The 16,770-nt window shown below is 67.9% G+C and carries 16 protein-coding genes; 7 read left to right on the forward strand and 9 right to left on the reverse strand.

Annotated elements, in window-relative coordinates; genetic code table 11:
* Positions 1 to 14 precede the first annotated feature (14 nt).
* Positions 15 to 857, reverse strand: a complete 843-nt coding sequence (locus YIM_RS28355) for a hypothetical protein (protein ID WP_153033234.1) — start codon at positions 855 to 857, stop codon at positions 15 to 17.
* Positions 858 to 969: 112 nt separating this feature from the next.
* On the opposite strand from YIM_RS28355, the gene YIM_RS28360 reads away from it, so the two are divergent.
* Positions 970 to 1,959 carry a linear amide C-N hydrolase gene (locus YIM_RS28360; RefSeq protein ID WP_228004065.1) on the forward strand — a complete coding sequence of 330 codons (990 nt, stop codon included), beginning with the start codon at positions 970 to 972 and terminating at the stop codon, positions 1,957 to 1,959.
* A gap of 194 nt (positions 1,960 to 2,153) precedes the next feature.
* Here YIM_RS28360 and YIM_RS28365 read toward each other — a convergent pair whose 3' ends face one another.
* The 3 genes from YIM_RS28365 to YIM_RS28375 are packed head-to-tail and all read right to left on the reverse strand — an operon-like array spanning position 2,154 to position 3,771.
* A complete protein-coding gene (locus tag YIM_RS28365) occupies positions 2,154 to 2,468 on the reverse strand; it encodes a DUF1801 domain-containing protein (protein WP_194239779.1) in 315 nt (104 codons plus the stop codon).
* Positions 2,469 to 2,514: 46 nt separating this feature from the next.
* Positions 2,515 to 3,264, reverse strand: a complete 750-nt coding sequence (locus YIM_RS28370; RefSeq protein ID WP_153033236.1) for a hypothetical protein — start codon at positions 3,262 to 3,264, stop codon at positions 2,515 to 2,517.
* 9 nt (positions 3,265 to 3,273) lie between these two features.
* The gene (locus YIM_RS28375) at positions 3,274 to 3,771 is read right to left on the reverse strand and encodes a hypothetical protein (RefSeq protein ID WP_153033237.1); all 498 of its coding nucleotides are present in this window, start codon (positions 3,769 to 3,771) and stop codon (positions 3,274 to 3,276) included.
* Between the two features lie 65 nt (positions 3,772 to 3,836).
* Here YIM_RS28375 and YIM_RS28380 point away from each other — a divergent pair, with 65 nt between their 5' ends.
* On the forward strand, positions 3,837 to 4,280 hold the full coding sequence (locus tag YIM_RS28380) for a MarR family winged helix-turn-helix transcriptional regulator (protein WP_153033238.1): 444 nt from the start codon (positions 3,837 to 3,839) through the stop codon (positions 4,278 to 4,280).
* On the opposite strand, the gene YIM_RS28385 is transcribed toward YIM_RS28380, so the two are convergent.
* A complete protein-coding gene (locus tag YIM_RS28385; protein WP_153033239.1) occupies positions 4,268 to 5,869 on the reverse strand; it encodes an acyl-CoA synthetase in 1,602 nt (533 codons plus the stop codon). The two genes, YIM_RS28380 and YIM_RS28385, sit on opposite strands and share 13 nt — an antisense overlap.
* Before the next feature lie 186 nt (positions 5,870 to 6,055).
* Between YIM_RS28385 and YIM_RS28390 the strand changes: the two genes are divergently transcribed.
* The gene (locus YIM_RS28390) at positions 6,056 to 8,434 is read left to right on the forward strand and encodes a hypothetical protein (RefSeq protein WP_153033240.1); all 2,379 of its coding nucleotides are present in this window, start codon (positions 6,056 to 6,058) and stop codon (positions 8,432 to 8,434) included.
* Between the two features lie 65 nt (positions 8,435 to 8,499).
* On the opposite strand, the gene YIM_RS28395 is transcribed toward YIM_RS28390, so the two are convergent.
* From YIM_RS28395 to YIM_RS28410, 4 genes are read right to left on the reverse strand one after another with little or no spacing between them, the layout of a single operon-like run.
* On the reverse strand, positions 8,500 to 9,681 hold the full coding sequence (locus tag YIM_RS28395) for an ROK family protein (protein ID WP_228004066.1): 1,182 nt from the start codon (positions 9,679 to 9,681) through the stop codon (positions 8,500 to 8,502).
* The gene (locus tag YIM_RS28400) at positions 9,665 to 10,531 is read right to left on the reverse strand and encodes a carbohydrate ABC transporter permease (RefSeq protein WP_153033241.1); all 867 of its coding nucleotides are present in this window, start codon (positions 10,529 to 10,531) and stop codon (positions 9,665 to 9,667) included. Before YIM_RS28400 ends, YIM_RS28395 begins: the two co-directional genes overlap by 17 nt.
* Positions 10,528 to 11,469, reverse strand: a complete 942-nt coding sequence (locus YIM_RS28405; protein WP_228004067.1) for a carbohydrate ABC transporter permease — start codon at positions 11,467 to 11,469, stop codon at positions 10,528 to 10,530. The genes YIM_RS28400 and YIM_RS28405 overlap by 4 nt, the downstream gene beginning before the upstream one ends.
* Before the next feature lie 31 nt (positions 11,470 to 11,500).
* A complete protein-coding gene (locus YIM_RS28410; RefSeq protein ID WP_153033243.1) occupies positions 11,501 to 12,886 on the reverse strand; it encodes an ABC transporter substrate-binding protein in 1,386 nt (461 codons plus the stop codon).
* Positions 12,887 to 13,000: 114 nt separating this feature from the next.
* Between YIM_RS28410 and YIM_RS28415 the strand changes: the two genes are divergently transcribed.
* From YIM_RS28415 to YIM_RS28430, 4 genes are read left to right on the forward strand one after another with little or no spacing between them, the layout of a single operon-like run.
* Positions 13,001 to 14,038, forward strand: coding sequence for a zinc-binding dehydrogenase (locus YIM_RS28415; RefSeq protein WP_153033244.1), 1,038 nt, complete (start codon positions 13,001 to 13,003; stop codon positions 14,036 to 14,038).
* A 2-nt stretch (positions 14,039 to 14,040) separates the two neighbouring features.
* Positions 14,041 to 14,838: a sugar phosphate isomerase/epimerase family protein gene (locus tag YIM_RS28420; RefSeq protein ID WP_153033245.1), complete on the forward strand. Its 798-nt coding sequence runs from the start codon at positions 14,041 to 14,043 to the stop codon at positions 14,836 to 14,838.
* Entirely contained in the window at positions 14,835 to 16,112 is a 1,278-nt protein-coding gene (locus YIM_RS28425) for a hypothetical protein (protein WP_153033246.1), read from the forward strand. Before YIM_RS28420 ends, YIM_RS28425 begins: the two co-directional genes overlap by 4 nt.
* A 10-nt stretch (positions 16,113 to 16,122) precedes the next feature.
* Positions 16,123 to 16,689, forward strand: a complete 567-nt coding sequence (locus YIM_RS28430; RefSeq protein ID WP_153033247.1) for a peroxidase-related enzyme — start codon at positions 16,123 to 16,125, stop codon at positions 16,687 to 16,689.
* Positions 16,690 to 16,770: the final 81 nt, after the last annotated feature.

Consider the following 16,770-nt stretch of genomic DNA (forward strand, 5'->3'; position numbering starts at 1 on the left):
CGTTATACGCAGACCTAGGTCGTCGCCTTGGCGGGCTGGCGCGCGATCGCGGCGTAGTGCGCGGCACCGATGGCGCCCGCGATGGCGAAGACGAACCCGGCCACGGCGGCGCCTTCGAAGCCCGCGCGCACGCCGTCCTCCAGGTAGACCAGGCCGATCAGGGAGGACAGCGCCGAGTTCGTGGTGAACATGATCGCGGTGACCGCGGTCGCGCCGCTCTTCTGCAGCGCCATCGCGAACAGCACCGCGGCCGCGATGCCGTTCAGCGGGATGGCCCACGCCGTCGGCTCGAAGAGGATCGGCCAGATCGAGTCCGGGATGTGCAGGGTCCGCGCGGCGATGCCGACGAAGCTGTAACCCAGCCCGGCGCCGAAGGCCAGCATGGGCGCCGCCCAGAAGCCGGTGCGGCGGCGCGCGTAGACGGCGATGGCCAGCACCGGGACCACCATCGCGGCCAGTGCCCACCGCCAGCCGGTGTCCAGCACCTTGCCCGGTCCGGGGTCGGCCGAGATCCCGAGCAGGACCAGGCCGAGCGCGCCGAGCCCCAGCGAACCCCAGCCCGCCCCCGCGAGCCGGGTGCCGAGCAGGGCCGAGATGATGGCGGTGACGCCCACGCTGAAGGCGAGCACCGATTGCACCAGGAACAGCGGCAGCCGGTGCAGGGCGGCCGCGGCGAACAGGAAGCCGAGCACGTCGACGCCGAGGCCGAGCCAGTAGAACGGCTGCCTGCCGACGCCGATCAGGTCCCGTGACCGGCCGGCGTACGCACCCGCGCGCCGGATGCCGATCGACGCCAGGATCGATCCGCTACCCGACGCCACCGCCGCCAGCACGGCGAACACGTATCCGAGGATCACCCCGGAAGTGTTTCATCCGTCCTGTTCACCACCCGGATAGGGCCTTGAGCCCGCAGGTCGGACCGCCGATCGGCGGTATCCGGGCGGCCCCCGGCGCGGCGAGGATGAGCGGGTGATCCGCACCACGTTCGCCCTGGTAGTGGCACTGGCGCTGGCCCTGCCCCTGGCCGCGTGCCAGCCCGCGCCCGGTGCTCCCGCGGCGCCGCCGGGACCATCCGACGCGGCCGTGACGCTGGCCAGCCTGCGCCGGATCGACGACCACCCGCTCTGGACGATGACCTTCCACGGTGGCTACGACCGCTACACCGGCATGGCGGCGAAGCAGCCGGAGTTCGGCTGCTCGCTGTTCACCGCGCACGGCGACCCGGCGAACCCGCTGTTCGCGCGCAACTTCGACTACCCGCAGCAGCCCGCGTTGCTGCTGTTCACCGCTCCCCCGGACGGCTACGCCTCGGTCTCCCTGGTCGACACGTCCAACCTCGGCCTGACCCGCGAGGTCGACTTCGCCACCGAGGCGGGCAGGCAGGCCCTGCTCAACGCGCCGCTGCTGCCCTACGACGGGATGAATGCGAAGGGCCTGACCATCGGCATGGCGACCACGCCCAGCGCCGAGCCCACCCGGCACGCCGACCGCGGCTCAGCCGGTGGCATCCGCATCATGCGGCTGGTACTGGACGAGGCGGCCACCGTGGACGAGGCGCTCGCCGTGTTCGAGCGGTACAACCTCGACTTCACCGCCGGGCCGCCGCTGCACTACCTGGTCGCCGACGCGGGCGGGCAGGCCGCGGTGATCGAGTTCGTCGACGGGGTCATGGTGGTGCACCGGCAGCAAGGCCCGTGGCAGGCGCTGGTCAACTTCGAGCTGACCGGCACCGGCGAACCCACCCGGCAGGCCGACCCGCGCTACGCCACCGCGAGCCGCGCCCTCACCGCCTCCGCCGGACGGCTCGGCCCGGACCAGGCGATGGACCTGCTCGCCCAGGTGCGGCAGGGGCACACGCAGTGGTCGGTGGTCTACGGGCAGAAAACCGGCGAGGTGCGCATCGCCACCGGCCGCCGCTACGACACCGTGCACACCTTCCACCTGCCGATGACCGGCTGATCCGGGACGGCGGTGATGCGCAACAGGCGCCGCTCCGCACCTCCGGCAACGACGCCAGGGAAGCGAACGCACGCCGTGCTGGAAGTCCCACGACGACGGCCCCGGCCTCACTGATGAGTAGTGCGTGCGTCAGCGCCGGTGCCCGCGTGACATCGTGCCCCCCGCGTGGGCCGGGCGAGTTCGCCGGGCAATGCCTAGTCCAGTAGGTCCGTCTGGTGGTCGACGGCCGAGCGGACCAGTGCGCGCACCTCCTCCGGGTGGTCCAGTGCGATCCCGGCCGGGATTTCGCGGATGTACCGGCCCGCGCCCCCGAGCAGGCCGGCTGGGTCGTCGAGCAGGGCGCCCTTGTGGAAAACCAGGCGCGTACCGCTCTTCGGCGTGGCGACGGCGCAGAGCCAGTGGTGCCAGTCGCCGCCGAGGGTGAAGGTGAGGCGGCCCCACTTCACGGCGGTCTCCAGCCGCGCGTCCGCCGAGCTGACCAAGGCCACCAAATCGTCCGAATCCGCCATGCCCACGATGCTGCCTCGCGGGTACGACATTTTCGGCCCGAGGACGTCAGGGCGCCCCGAGTGAAGCGCACAGCGCCGCCGGGAACTCCGGCCGCACGGCGTGCGCGTCGGCGCAGCCGGCCTGCCGGGAACCGGCGAAACTCGACCAGCCGTCCCGCCATTCGAAGAACACGCGTGACGCCTGGCCGCCCGCGGTGCACGGCGACGCGCCCTCGGCGGGCGGGCAGTCGCCGGCCGAACGGTCGATGTCGAGAACGAGCCAGTCGCCGTCGCACCCCCGCACGTCGCGAACGCCGTGCAGGCGCTTGACCGGCACGTCCATCCCGTACACCGTCTTGTCGATCCACGCCTCGGCGCAGTGATCCTCCGGCGGCAAGCAGCCCAGCTGCTCGTCGCACCGCGCGTACCCGCCGCCCGACGGGCCCCACACGTCCATCGAGTTCAGCATCAGCGGACGCGCACCGAGCGGGCCGGGCGTGCGCAGTACCACCTCCGCCGCCTTCCGCCCGGCGCAGTCCCCTCGCCCGGAGACCACCACATTCGCGTAGACCGTGTCGTTTTCCTCGGTGAGCATCTCCACGCGCGGTTCACCGGCGCAGTCCGGGACGCTCACCCCGATGACCACGCTGGCCGCGTCGGCGCCGGGCCGCACACCGGTCACCTCGGCGGCCCACGTCACCTCGGCGGACGCCGCGGAAGGCTGCGCATCGTCGTCGCGGTTCACCATCGCCAGTAGCGCCCCCAAAGCGACGACCACCAGTACCACCAGCACGGCCTGAACCGTTCGTCTCGGCACGCTCGGAGCCTACGCGGCCACCGTCGAAGGTTCGGTGCAGAACACCTGCCGCACCAGGCCGATCCACCAGATGAACGTCAGCGCGATGATCGTCGGGTTCTTCAGGAACAGCAGCCAGGCGAGGTAGTCCTGGCGCGCCGATTCCGGCAGCAGCCCGGCGATCACCTGCTCGGCGAACAGGTCGAACACCGCGAACGCCACCGACAACAGCAAGCCCTGCACCACGAGGCTCCGCCAGTGCTCGCGGACGAAGGCACGCGCGTTCGAGAACAAGGGGCGGGTCCCTCTGAAGGCCAGCCAGCCGACCACCACGACCAGTCCCAGCCGCACCACCCCGACCAGCACCTCGGAGGCCGCGACCAGCCCGTCCGGCATGCCGCCGCCGACCACCAGCAACCGCTGGACCGACGGGATCAGCGACAACCCCGCCACCAGCGGCAGGTGCCGCAGGTAGAACCGCCAGGTCCAAGCCGGTACCCGCAGCGCCAACCCCAGTTCCGCACGCATGTTGTCTCCCTCGAAAGTATTTTAGTTCACTATACAGAAATATCTCCCCTGCTAAAGTGACCGGCGTGAACGGTGCGGAGCTGGGACGTGAGCTGAGCACCGCCGTGGTCGCCTTCCACGAGGCCATCGGCGCGCATCTCGGGGTGAGCGCGGTGGACCAGCGCGCCTACGCGCTGATCGGGAAGCTGGGCCCGATGTCGGCGGGCGCGCTGGCGAAGGAGATCGGCCTGACCCCGGGCGCGGTCACCGGCATGGTCGACCGGCTGGAGCGGGCCGGGCTGGTGCGCCGCGAACCCGATCCCGAGGACCGGCGGCGCGTGGTGATCAGCACCGACGGCGACGCCGCGCGGGTGTTCGGGCGCGCGTTCTCCGGGCTGGGCAGCGCGATGGAGGATCTGATCAGCGGCTACGGCGAAGCCGAGCAGCGCGCCATCGCGGACTACGTCACGCGCACCGTGGAAATCCTGCGGGAGCAGACCAGGAAGCTGACCTCGGGTCAGGCGCCCTGAGCCAGGGCGGCGTGCCGCTCGCGCAGTTCACGCTTGAGGATCTTGCCGCTCGGGTTCTTCGGCAGCGCGTCGGCGAACACCACGTACTTCGGGCACTTGTACCCGGCCAGCCGCCCACGGACGTGCGCGAGCACCTGCTCCTCGGTCAGCGCCGCGCCCTCACGCGGCACCACCACCGCCGTCACCGCCTCGATCCAGTGCGGGTGGCTGATGCCGAACACGGCCACCTCGGCCACCCCGTCGAGCAGGTACACCGCCTCCTCGACCTCCCGGCTGGCCACGTTCTCGCCACCGGTCTTGATCATGTCCTTCTTCCGGTCCACAACGGACAGATAGCCGTCCTCGTCGAGCACGCCGAGGTCACCGGAGTGGAACCAGCCGCCGCGGAAGGCCGCCGCGGTCTTCTCCTCGTCCTCGTAGTAGCCCAGTGTCGCGTGTGGACTGCGGTGCACGATCTCGCCGACCTGGCCCGGCGGCAGCGGATTGTCCTGCTCGTCCACGATCGCGGTCTCCACGTTGATCGACGGCCGCCCGGCCGAACCGGCCTTCGGCAACTGCTCGTGCGGGCGCAGGATGGTGGCCAGCGGCGCCATCTCGGTCTGCCCGTAGAAGTTCCAGAACTCCACCTCGGGCAGCCGCTCCCGCAGCTCGCGCAGCACCTCCACCGGCATCGGCGACGCGCCGTAGTAACCCTTGCGCAGGCTCGACAGGTCGGTGCGGTCGAAGTTCTCGTGCCGCAGCAGGGAAATCCACACCGTCGGCGGCGCGAACAGCTTCGTCGCGCCCTCGCGTTCGACCGCGGCCAGCAGCGCGGCCGGGTCCGGGCCGGGCAGGATCACGCTGGTCGCGCCGAGATAGACGTCGACGGAGAAGAAGCAGTCCAGCTGCGCGCAGTGGTACAGCGGCAGCGAGTGCACCTCGATGTCGTCGGCGCTCATACTGCCGTCGATCGCGCACGAGACGTACTGCGCCAGCAGCGACCGGCTCGACAGCATCACGCCCTTCGGCCGCGACTCGGTGCCCGAGGTGTACATCAGGCGCAGCGGGTCGTCGTCGGCGACCAGCACGTCCGGCGCGCTGACGTCACCGGGCTCGTCGATCCAGTCGGTGACCTCCTCCCAGCCGGGCTCGTCGTGCGCGCCGCCGGAGATGCGGGCGCGCGGCACGTCGTCGAGTTCGGCCAGCGCCAGCGCGTGGTTCGCGGTGCCGACCAGCGAACCTTCGGCGACCATCCCGCTGACCCCGGCGTGCCGGAGGATGTAGGCGACCTCCTCCGCGCCCAGCATGAAGTTCACCGGAACGAGCACCACCCCGAGCTTCGCGGTGGCGAACACCAGCACCGCGAACTCCCAGCAGTTGCGGCTCAGCAGCGCCAGCCGGTCGCCCTTGACCAGCCCGCGCGCGGCGATCGTGTGCGCGCACCGGTTCACCGCGGCGTCGAACTCGGCGAAGCTCACCCGCTTCTCGCCGGACACCACCGCGAGCTTGTCCGGATACCGCAGCGCGGTGCGGCGCAGCAGGTCACCGACCGAATGCCGGCGGGCACGGGCGATGGCGTCGGCGGTCTCCGGCGTGAAAGCACTGGGCATGGGTGAGTCTGTTCCGTGCGAGCGGCCTCGCGCAAGTGATCATATCTCGACTCCCGCAGGACACACCAATCGTAACCAAATCAAGCGTGCGATACCTGTAACCCTTAACCCTCCGCAGGCGACCTCCACATACAGGAAGTGCACACAGTGTAGTGGACACCACCACGGAGGGTACAAATGCCACAGATGTCCACCCAGGAACTCCTGGAGCACTACGCTACCCAGGAACAACGCTCCCGTGTTCTTCAATTAAATTCTTTACGGACATTTCTATCCGGATGCATCATCGAAAACAAGTACCGCGTACCGGACGGGCTACATACACCACTAGTTTTAACTTCATACGGTGAGCGCATATCCGAAAAACTCAGAAAGAACGGTGCACCATTTCAAGAATCCCGCCTGTTATGCCTACTTGAAATGCTGGGCCCAGAACCATTGATAGACATCGAACGCACGAACATTGACGCACTCAAAGCCGCCATCTCTAGTCAGGTAAAAAATCGTGAGATAGTATTCCCATTCCGCTTCGGAAGGGAGCTATACGACAAATTCAACGGGCTCTATGACCAAGAGAAAGGATCCCTCTCAACAAAAGAAACTGCCGAATTGCTTCGTGACATCCCTCAGGGAGTTTTCCAGATTGGCACCTTTGTATGCGGACCTTATGGGCTATTGAATAGCGACCAGCCAAGGTCCATACTCCCACGAACCACCATACCGCTCCAGTACTGCTCAGACCATTCATGTCTTTATGCACACTATGTAACACTGTCGACGGGCCACGACGCCCCTATCAATGAACATCGCAGCAAGATAGCGCGCATGCTCGATCGCGACGGCGGCTCACTCGAGTCCTGGATATCATTTTTTGATACTTTTACTGCCAATTCTTCGATGGCATCCGAATCAAACGGAGAGCCATATATCGTTCTCATCGGGGATGCGCTAACAGATAACGAGATACGTAAGCTGCTTTCCTACCTACTCGACAACACCGGCGGTCGCCTCAGAGAGGTAACACACACCCTTGGAGCAAAAGGAAGGAGCTCAGACATTGCGGAGAATTTGAGCCGCGCTCAAATGTTACAACTAATCTGTGTTCTGAAAAACGACGATATTGTACGTGCACTCGACGCGCTTATTTCGAATCGTGACATCTTGGCACCAGAGGGCGAAGTACGTACTGCAGTAGTCAACTATGACACCGCATACGGACCCTACGAGGTGTTCGCCGAATTAAGCAGACTTGGGATTCGCCTACAGTCGAAAAACGCGCCGATAGCACCCCTCAGACTACGTCAATTAGTCGAGAAGATGTACAACCTCGAAGAACAATCAGACAGAGACGAACTCCTTTGGCAACTTCGAGCAAAGGCTGACGAATCCGTCGATGGGAGACTACAAAGACACCTGCAAACCGAAGAACCGCGCGACATAGTTGAACGACTAACCCTGGCGCGACGCAGCAACGTCATTATTGCTAGTGAATACTTGAACTTCAGTGATTCTTCAATGAGCTCCGATGCGCAGATAGTCGACTCCATACTCTGGAAACTAGGCTACCCAGTCGACACGTTTCCAGACATAAACGCCCCTCTGTTTATATTACATGAGGATATCCTGCTAAAGATAAGAAGGGCCGAGCTCAGCCCGTCCGACGAATTTTACGAAGACCTTGACTCCCTCTGTCATAAGTTTTGGAAGCATCTCGAAAACGCCCTTTACGACAGCGCTTCCTATGCAACTTGGGCATTGACTACAGATCATTTCGGCAACCAGAAACCCTTCATATTTCGCGAAGACATTGATTCAGCCTTGTCTCTATCAAGCTTGAATGAACCAGAAGGACACACTAACGTCGAGCAGACGGTCGTTTTCAACGAAAAACCTGGAATGTACGCCTTATGCCGATCCTTTGAGAGGCTTGCAGCAAAACTAGACGGCTATACGGCGGACGCTTCCTCGCACAAACGCCCTTTATCACACTATCCGCAATGGCACAAGACAGAGTTACATCAAGTCTTTCCTTTTGAGCACAGCATACCATTTCTAGACCTAGACGAGGGTGCACAAAAATCCATCACTAACCGACTTCGAACAGTTAGCAAGTCTCTAATATCCGCCGATGCATCAGAATTGCGGAACGCCACAAACCACCCCCGACGCGAGCACGCCAACCTGGACCATTTGCGAAGCTCACTTGAGTCAATTCGCGAGGCGCTTACGGCCCTAGAAGCAGATGGACTCTGCCGCCTCACTTACACTTTAGCCAACTACCAAGGCGACGCAATGACACGTCAGCGAATTACACTTTCGCATCGTCGCGGCTATCAACACACGATATATCTGCCAAATTCTTATTCATGGCTACATTTACCCGGAAGCAGCGATCCTCAGTACGTGATGACAACTGCACGCATCAAGAACAGTACAGAAGTCTTGCGCTTCACCAGAGAAGTCGATTCACCCTACTCAAGCATGTACGCAGACTATCCGAAACGTCCTGTCGGCTTCACTCGCGAACGTCACGCCGATTCGAAAGACTCAAGCGAATCTCGATAGCGTCAAAAAAGAGACTACGGGCAGAAGTTTATGTGAGGTTGTTTATTTCGCAGCTTGGTTCCCTATTATTGTCTGGTGTGGGTACCGCCCAGCGCGCGGTCCACCGCCTCGGGTGAGTACACCGACTCGACCACCATCGCGCGCAGGCCCAGCACCCCGGCCCGGTCGCCGAGATCGCTGGTCACCACCTTCAGGTTCCGCGTGGCCCTCGGCAGCGCGCGCTGGTAGAGCACCTCGCGCACGCCGGTCACGAACTGCGTCTCGGCGAGGTCACCGGCCAGCACCAGCACCTGCGGGTTGACCAGGCACACCACCGTGCTCAGCACCTCCCCCACCAGCTGGCCGGCTTCGCGCGCCAGCGCGGCCGCCTCCGGCGAACCGGCCGCCACCCGCTCGACGAACTCCCGGCTGGACGACGCGGGCACGCCCGCCGCGCTCAGCCGTTCGGCGAGCGCCCCGCCGCTGGCCAGCGCCGCCAGGCAGCCCTGCGCCCCGCACATGCAGCGCGCGGTCGACGAGGCGTCCACCCGGATGTGCCCGAGGTCGCCCGCCCCGCCGTCGATGCCGCGGTACAGCCTGCCGCCGAGCACCAGCCCCGCGCCGATCCCGGTGGCCACCTTCACCAGCACCAGCGACGGGCAGTCCGGCGACCGGCTCATGTGCTCACCGAAGGCCATCGCGTTGGCGTCGTTGTCCACCACCACCGGCACGCCGAAGCGGCGGCCGAGGTGGCGTGAGATGGGGAAACCGTCCCAGCCGGGCATGATCGGCGGCTGCCGCACGGTGCCCGACTCGAACTCGACCGGCCCCGGCACGCTCACCCCGATCCCGCGCACCTCGGCCCGGTCGAACCCGGCCCGCGCCAGCAACGCGGTCAGTTCCTCCTCCACCCAGGCCAGCACCGGCTCCGGGCCGTCGGCGATCCGCAGCGGCGTCACCGATTCGGCCAGCGACGTGCCGGCCAGGTCGAACACGCCGAGCCGGGCGTGCATGGCGCCCAGATCGGCGGTGAGCACCACCCCGTGCCGGTCGTTGAACTCCAGCTTCAGCGGCGGGCGCCCGCCGGTCGACCCGGCCACCCCGCCGGTGCGCAGGAACCCGGCCGCGCGCAACGCGTCGAGGCGCTGGCCCACCGTGGACCGCGCGAGCCCGGTGTGCTCCTGGAGTTCGGCACGGGTGGTCGCCCGGCCGGTGCGCACCAGCCACAGCAGGTGGCCGGCGGACGAGCGGTCATCCCTTGTCAGCACCGCTGGTGAGCCCTTCGGTCAGCATCCGTTCCGCCGCGTAGAACAGCAGCACGATCGGAATGGTCAGCACCACCGACCCGGCCATCAGCACGGTCTTCGGCACCTCGATGCCGCCGGAGAGCTGCGCCAGGCCGAGCGAGACCGTCCACTTCTCCCGGTCGGCCACCAGGAACAGCAGGGCGAACAGGAACTCGTTCCACGCGATCATGAAAACGTACAGTGCGTTGGCCATGATCGCCGGAGCGGCCAGCGGCACGGTGACCCGCCGCAGCACCTGCCCCCGCGTGCAGCCGTCGATCGCGGCGGCCTCCTCTACGCTTTCCGGGATGGTGCTCAGGTAGTTCCGCAGCATGTAGATGGACACCGGGATGGTCTGCGCCACGTAGACCACGGTCAGCCCGACCAGCGAATCACGCAGGCCGAGCTTGGTGAACAACACGAACAACGGCACGGCCAGCAGGATGGCCGGGAACAGGTACACCGCCAGGAACAGGAAGTGGACCTGCCGGTGCCCGAAGAAGCGCAGCCTGGCCACCGCGTACGAGCCGGGAATGGACACCAGCAGCGTCAGCACCACCGTGCCGAGCGAGACCAGCGCGGAGTTCACCAGCAGCCCGAGCATGCCCTGCCCGCCGGAGTCCTCCGAGGACAGCACCTCTTCGTAGGTCGAGGTGGTCCACTGCGACACGCTCACCCACAGCGCGCCCGGATCGCGCAGCAGGTCCTCGATCGGCCGGATCGAGAGCACGACCATGTAGTAGAAGGGGAACAGCGTCGCCAGCGCGAGCCCGGCGAGCACCACCCACCGCAGGACGCGGAACAGCCTGGTCTCGAAGGTATCCCGGTTCACGCCTTGTCCTCCGGTTTCGGGGCGAAGAACTTCAGGTACACCGCGAGGAAGACGAGCAGCACCGCGGCCAGCGCGAGCGCCTGCGCCGAGGCGGCGCCGACGTCGAACCGCGCGGTGATGAAGTCGTAGACCCGCACGCTGGCCACGTCCGTGCCCGCGCCACCGCCGGTGAGCAGGTACACGTCGTCGAACTTGGTGAAGTTCATGACGAAGCGCAGCATCGCGAGCAGCGCGATCACCCCGGCCAGCTGCGGCAGCACGACGTGCCGGAACCGCTGGGTCGGCGTGGCGCCGTCCACCCTGGCCGCCTCCTCCAGCTCACCGGGGATCGCCTGCAACCGCGCGAGCAGGAACAGGAAGGCGAACGGGAAGTACCGCCAGCCCTCGAAGACGATCACCGTGAGCAGTGCGACCGGGATCGGGATGTCCATGCCCAGCAAGGAGATCGTCGCCTCGCGCTGGGTGAGGAAGGCGATGGGACGGTCCCAGCCGAACAGCCGCGCGCCCCATTCGTTGACCACGCCGTACTGCGGGCTGAGCATCACCTCCCAGACGAAGGCCACCGCCACCACCGGCGCCACGTACGGCAGCAACATCGCCCCGCGCAGGAAACCCCGGCCGCGGAACGGTTTGCGCAGGGCCAGCGCGGCGGCCAGGCCGAGCACCAGCGAAAGCACCGTGCCACCGATCGCGTAGACCAGCGTGGTCGCCACCGAGCTCCAGAACCCGGGCGAGCCGAACACGGTGACGAAGTTCTGCAGTGTGTACCGCTCGAACAGGCCGGTCTCGCGGACGTTGATCAGCCGGATCCGCTGGAAGGCCAGCACCAGCGTCCACAGCATCGGCAGCACCACCACGGCCAGCACCACCAGCAGGGTCGGCGAGATCATCGCCAGCCCGGCGCGGTTCTCCTGCTGCCGCAGACTTCCCTTCTTCACCGCCATCACCCCGTCACCCCAGTCACTTCGGTCACTTCAGTGACGTCTGGATCGAGCGGATCTCGTCCGCGGCTTCTTCGGCGGCCTCGTCCGGCGGGCTGCCGCCGAGCATCGCGTCCACCGCCTTCGGCACCGGCATCTCCCCCGCGGTGGCCCCGACCAGAACTCCCTGTCCCTGCTCGAATCCCCAGCGGGCGAAGCGTTCCGGGCTTTCGCGCAGGGCGGCGATGGTCTCCGGCGGGTAGATCTCGGCGAGCGGGCGCTTGGCGTCCACCCCGGCCGGGAAGGTTTCCCACGCCTCGGCGAACTTCTCCGGTTCGGCCGCGGTGCCGCGCCGGGCCGGGATCTTGCCCTCCGGCGCCATCGCCAGCCACTCGGGGTAGGCCTGCTCCCCCATCATGAACTCGACGAACTTCTTGGCCTCCTCGCGTTTCGCGCCCACCTGGACCGTCCACGAGGTCAGTTCGCCGTACTGCGCGGGTTCGGCCGAGTCCGGGCCGCCGATCGCGCTGATCACCCCGCTGTTGCGGGCCAGGAAACCCGGATCGGCGGCGCATTCCGGGCAGGCGGGCAGCGCGTCGTCGCGCAGGCCGCCGAGTTCGTCGAGCAGGAAGGAGGACCAGACGATCATCGCGGACCGGCCGGCGAAGTAGGTGGCGCGGGTGCTGTCGATGTCCTGCGCGCCCGGCGGCGCGTACTTCCCCGCCACATCACCGACGAAGCCGAAGGTGTGGCGGCACGGCTCGCTGTCGATCGCGATGCCGCCGTCGTCACCGACGAGCTGGCAGCCGTTGCCGACGGCGAGCCCTTCGAACGCCTGCCCGGTGGCCGCGTCGTTGGCCGCGGTGGCCATCGAGATCCCGGCCCGGTCACCCTGGTTCAGCCGCCGCGCGGCTTCGGTGATCCGGTCGTAGGTGTCCGGCGGGGCGAGCCCGGCCGCGGCGAACAAGTCCTTGCGGTAGACCAGGATCTGCGCCCAGCCGTCCGAGGGCACGGCGAGCTGGCCGCCGTCGTCGCTGGTGAGTTCCAGTGCCCGGCGGGAGAAGGTGCCCGGGCCGAGCGCGCGCACGATCTCCTGGCTCGCGGTCTTGTCGAGCAGTTCGTTGCCCGCCAGCTGCCAGGTCGCGGTCAGCGGCAGCGCGCCGATCACGTCCGGCATCTTGCCCGCCGCCGCGGCGGACATCACCAGCTGGCTGAACTGGTTCTCGTCGATCGCCACCAGCTCGACCGGGATGCCGGTCGCCTCGGTGAACCGCGCGGTGATCCGCTGGGTCGCCTGGAACCGGTCGGTCAGGTTCTCCAGGCTCCAGACCACCAGTGCCGGGCTCTGCCCCGGTGCCGCCCCGCACCCCGTGAGCAGCGTTCCGCCCAGCACCACGCTGAGCAGGAGCGCCACCGCCCGGAAGCTCCGTCGCATCCCGTGCCTCCACTTCTGGCCGCAGGAGCCACATGGAAACAGACCTTATGATTGATCGCAAGACATAAGTCGGTATAGTCCCGGCCGTAACCAGCAGGAGTCCGGGGAGGCGTTGTGCGCGTTGTCCAGTTCACCGGGCCGCGACAGGTCGAACTGGCCGAGTTCGCGCCCGAACCGCTCGGGGAGGGCCAGGTCCGGGTGCGCACCCGGTTCTCCGGCATCTCGGCGGGCACCGAACTGACCGCCTACCGCGGCACCAACCCGTACCTGACCCGCACCTGGAACGCCGACCTGCGGTTGTTCACCGAGAACTCCCAAGCTCCCGGGCTCCAGTACCCGGTCGTCGGCTGGGGCTACTCCGAAGCGGGTGAGGTGGTCGAGGCCGGCGAAAGCACCGGATTCCGGCCAGGCGACCAGGTCTGGGGCATCTGGGGTCATCGCAGCGAAGCCGTGGTGCCCGCCGGAAAGCTCCGGCCGGTACCGCACGGGCTCGATCCGCTGGCCGCTTCGTTCGCCAGGGTCGGCGCGGTCGCGCTCAACGCCATCCTGGCCGCGGACCTGCACCTCGGCGAGGTCGTGACGATCTTCGGCCAGGGCGTGATCGGCCTGCTGGCCACTCAGATGGCGCGGCGCAGCGGGGCCGAGGTGGTCGCGGTGGACGGACTCGCGGCCCGGCGCGCGCGGGCGCTCGAAGCCGGTGCCGCGCGCGCGTTCGACCCGATGGGCGAGCCGGTCGCGGAGGGCGTGCGGGAGCACACCGGCGGCACCGGCGCGGACGTGGCGATCGAGCTGAGCGGTTCGTACCTGGCGCTGCACGAGGCCATCCGCACGGTCACCGCGGGCGGCCGCGTGGTCGCCGCCGGGTTCTACCAGGACGAGGGCCGCGGGCTGCGGCTCGGCGAGGAGTTCCACCACAACCGCGTCGAACTGGTCAGCTCGCAGATCGGCGGGGTGAGCGCGCGGCTGTCCGGGCGGTGGGACCAGGCGCGGCTCAACCACACCTTCCTGCGGTTGAGCGCCGAGGGTGTGCTCGACCCGGTTCCGCTGGTCACCCACCGGCTCCCGCCGTCGCGGGTGGCCGAGGCCTACCGCCTGCTCGACACCGGCCCCGGTGACGCGCTGCAGATCGTGCTCGATTTCGACCAGGAGTAGTCGTGCCCCGTTTCGGCTGTCAGGAACAGTTGCTGCCAGGAGACACCCTCGAACGCAAGTGGGAGTTCGCCCAGGAAGCCGGCTACCACGCGATCGAACTGCGCGGGCGCGGTGACTACGCGCTGCTCGACCGGCTGCCCGAACTGCGGCGCGCGGCCGCGTCCGGGGTGGTCATGCCGACCGTCTGCGTGGAGATGTCCCACTTCTTCGGCGCCTTCGACCCGGAACTGCGTGCCGACGCGATCGCGCAGCTGAAGTCCCAGCTGTCGGTGATCGCCGAACTCGGCGGGCAGGGCGTGATGACCCCGGCGTCGTACGGCATGTTCTCGCGGCGCCTGCCGCCGTTCAAACCGCCGCGAAGCGAGGCCGAGGACCGCGAAGTGCTGCTCGCCGGGCTCACCGAACTGGGCGAGCACGCCGCGATCGAGGGCGTGCGCCTCTATCTCGAGCCGCTCAACCGCTACGAAGACCACATGGTCAACCGGCTCGGACAGGCCGCCGAGCTGATCGACGAGACCGGCCTGGACTCGATCCGGATCGCCGCGGACACCTACCACATGAACATCGAAGAGGACGATCCCGTCACGGCGCTGGCCACGGCCGAACGCCACCTCGGGCACGTGCACGTCAGCGAGTCGAACCGGAACCAGCCGGGCACCGGGCACGTCGACTGGCCGGGGGTGCTGGGTGCGCTGGCCGCGATCGGCTACCCGGGCTACCTGACCCTGGAGTGCCGCCTGCGCGGGGAACCGGCCGAGGCGCTGCGCTCGGTGCCGTCGTTCCTGCGACGGGCCTCGTGAGCCAGGCGAGTCCCGGTCTGCGCGAGCGGGCGAGCCGGGTGCTGCTGGACAACTGGCACGGGCAGTCCACCGTGCCCTCCGGCGGGCTGTACCCGCACCAGTGGAGCTGGGACTCCGCGTTCATCGCGCTCGGCCTGCGTCACCTCTCGCCCCGGCGGGCGCAGCGCGAGCTGGAATCGCTGTTCGGCGCGCAGTGGCCGGACGGGCGGGTGCCGCACATCGTGTTCGACGCGGCGACCCCGCCCGACGCGTACTTCCCCGGTCCCGGTTTCTGGTGCTCGGCCGCGGTGACCGGATCCGGTTTCCCGGCGACCTCCGGGCTGATCCAGCCGCCGGTGCACGCGCTCGCCGCGTGGGAGACCTTCCGCGCGGCCCCGGAAACCGCCCGCGAACGCGGTTTCCTGCCGCGGCTGTACCCGAAGCTGGTGGCCTGGCACCGCTACCTGACCGGCCGCCGCGACTTCGGCGGGCGCGGGCTGGTGTGCGTGGTGCACCCGTGGGAGTCCGGAATGGACAACAGCCCGGCTTGGGACGAGCCGCTGGCCAGGGTCCGGCCCGCCACCGCCTTCACCCGGCGCGACCTGGACCACGCGGCGCCCGGCGAGCGGCCGACCGACCTCGACTACGGCCGGTACGTCCGGCTGGCGCGGACCTATCGCGAGAACGGGTACGACGACGACCCGGCCGGGCACGCGTTCGCCGTCGAGGACCCGCTGACCAACGCCCTGCTGGCCGCTTCGGAGGGCGCGCTGGCCGAGATCGCCACCGAGCTGGGCCTCGACCCGGCCCCGCACCTGGCCGAGCTGACCAGGCTGACCGGCGCACTGGTGGACGTCCTGTTCGACGAGGGCGACGGCTGCTTCCACGCCCGTGACGTCCACAGTGGACGCTTGTTGCGCACGGGCAGCGTGGCCGGGCTGGTCCCGCTGGTGGTGCCCGGCCTCCCGGTGGCCGACGCGCTGGTGAAGACCACGCTGGGCCCGCGGTTCCGCCTCGGCGAACTCGGCCTGCCCGCCAGCTTCGACCTGACCGACGCGTTGTTCGAGGCCACCCGGTACTGGCGCGGGCCGGCCTGGTTCAACATCGGCTGGCTGCTCTGGCGCGGGCTCCGGCTGCACGGCGCGCACGAACTCGCCGAGACCGTGCGCGAGGCCCTGGTCAGCGCCGCCGACGACGTCGGCTTCCGCGAGTACGTCGACCCGCTGACCCGCAGCGGCCACGGCGCGCACGACTTCAGCTGGACCGCGGCGGTGATCCTCGACCTACTTGCCTAGGGTGGACCGCATGAGCGATGACGTGAGCCGGTTCCCCGTGGTCGAACTCGCCGAACTGCCCGAGGACCTGCGCGAGCGCGTCGGCGCGATCGCCGAGAAGTCCGGGTTCGTGCCCAACATCTTCCGCGCGCTGGGCCACCGCCCGGCCGAGCTGCGGGCGTTCCTCGACTACCACGACGCGCTGATGGACAGCTCCGACGGACTCAGCAAGGCCGAACGCGAACTCGTCGTGGTCGCCACCTCCGGCGCGAACCACTGCACCTACTGCGTGGTGGCGCACGGTGCGATCCTGCGCATCCGCGCGAAGGATCCCGAGCTGGCCGACCGCGTGTCCAGCAACCCGTGGCAGGTCGAGCTGGACGAGCGTGGCCGCGCGATCGTCGACCTGGCACTGGCGCTCGCCCACGACTCGGCGCGCTTCGGCGAGACCGAGCTGGCGGCCGCACGCGCCGCCGGGCTCACCGAGGACGAGATCTGGGACGTCGGCGCCATCACCGCGCTCTTCGCCATGTCGAACCGGCTCGCGCACCTGACCGCACTGCGCCCGAACGCCGAGTTCTTCACGATGGGCCGTTAGCACCAGCGGAACTGGGCCATACGGCGCAACCTCATCCGCGAGCTGAACAACCGGGGCGATCGGCCGTAATCACCGTTCGAA

This window comes from Amycolatopsis sp. YIM 10 (genome assembly GCF_009429145.1).
Classification (GTDB): domain Bacteria; phylum Actinomycetota; class Actinomycetes; order Mycobacteriales; family Pseudonocardiaceae; genus Amycolatopsis.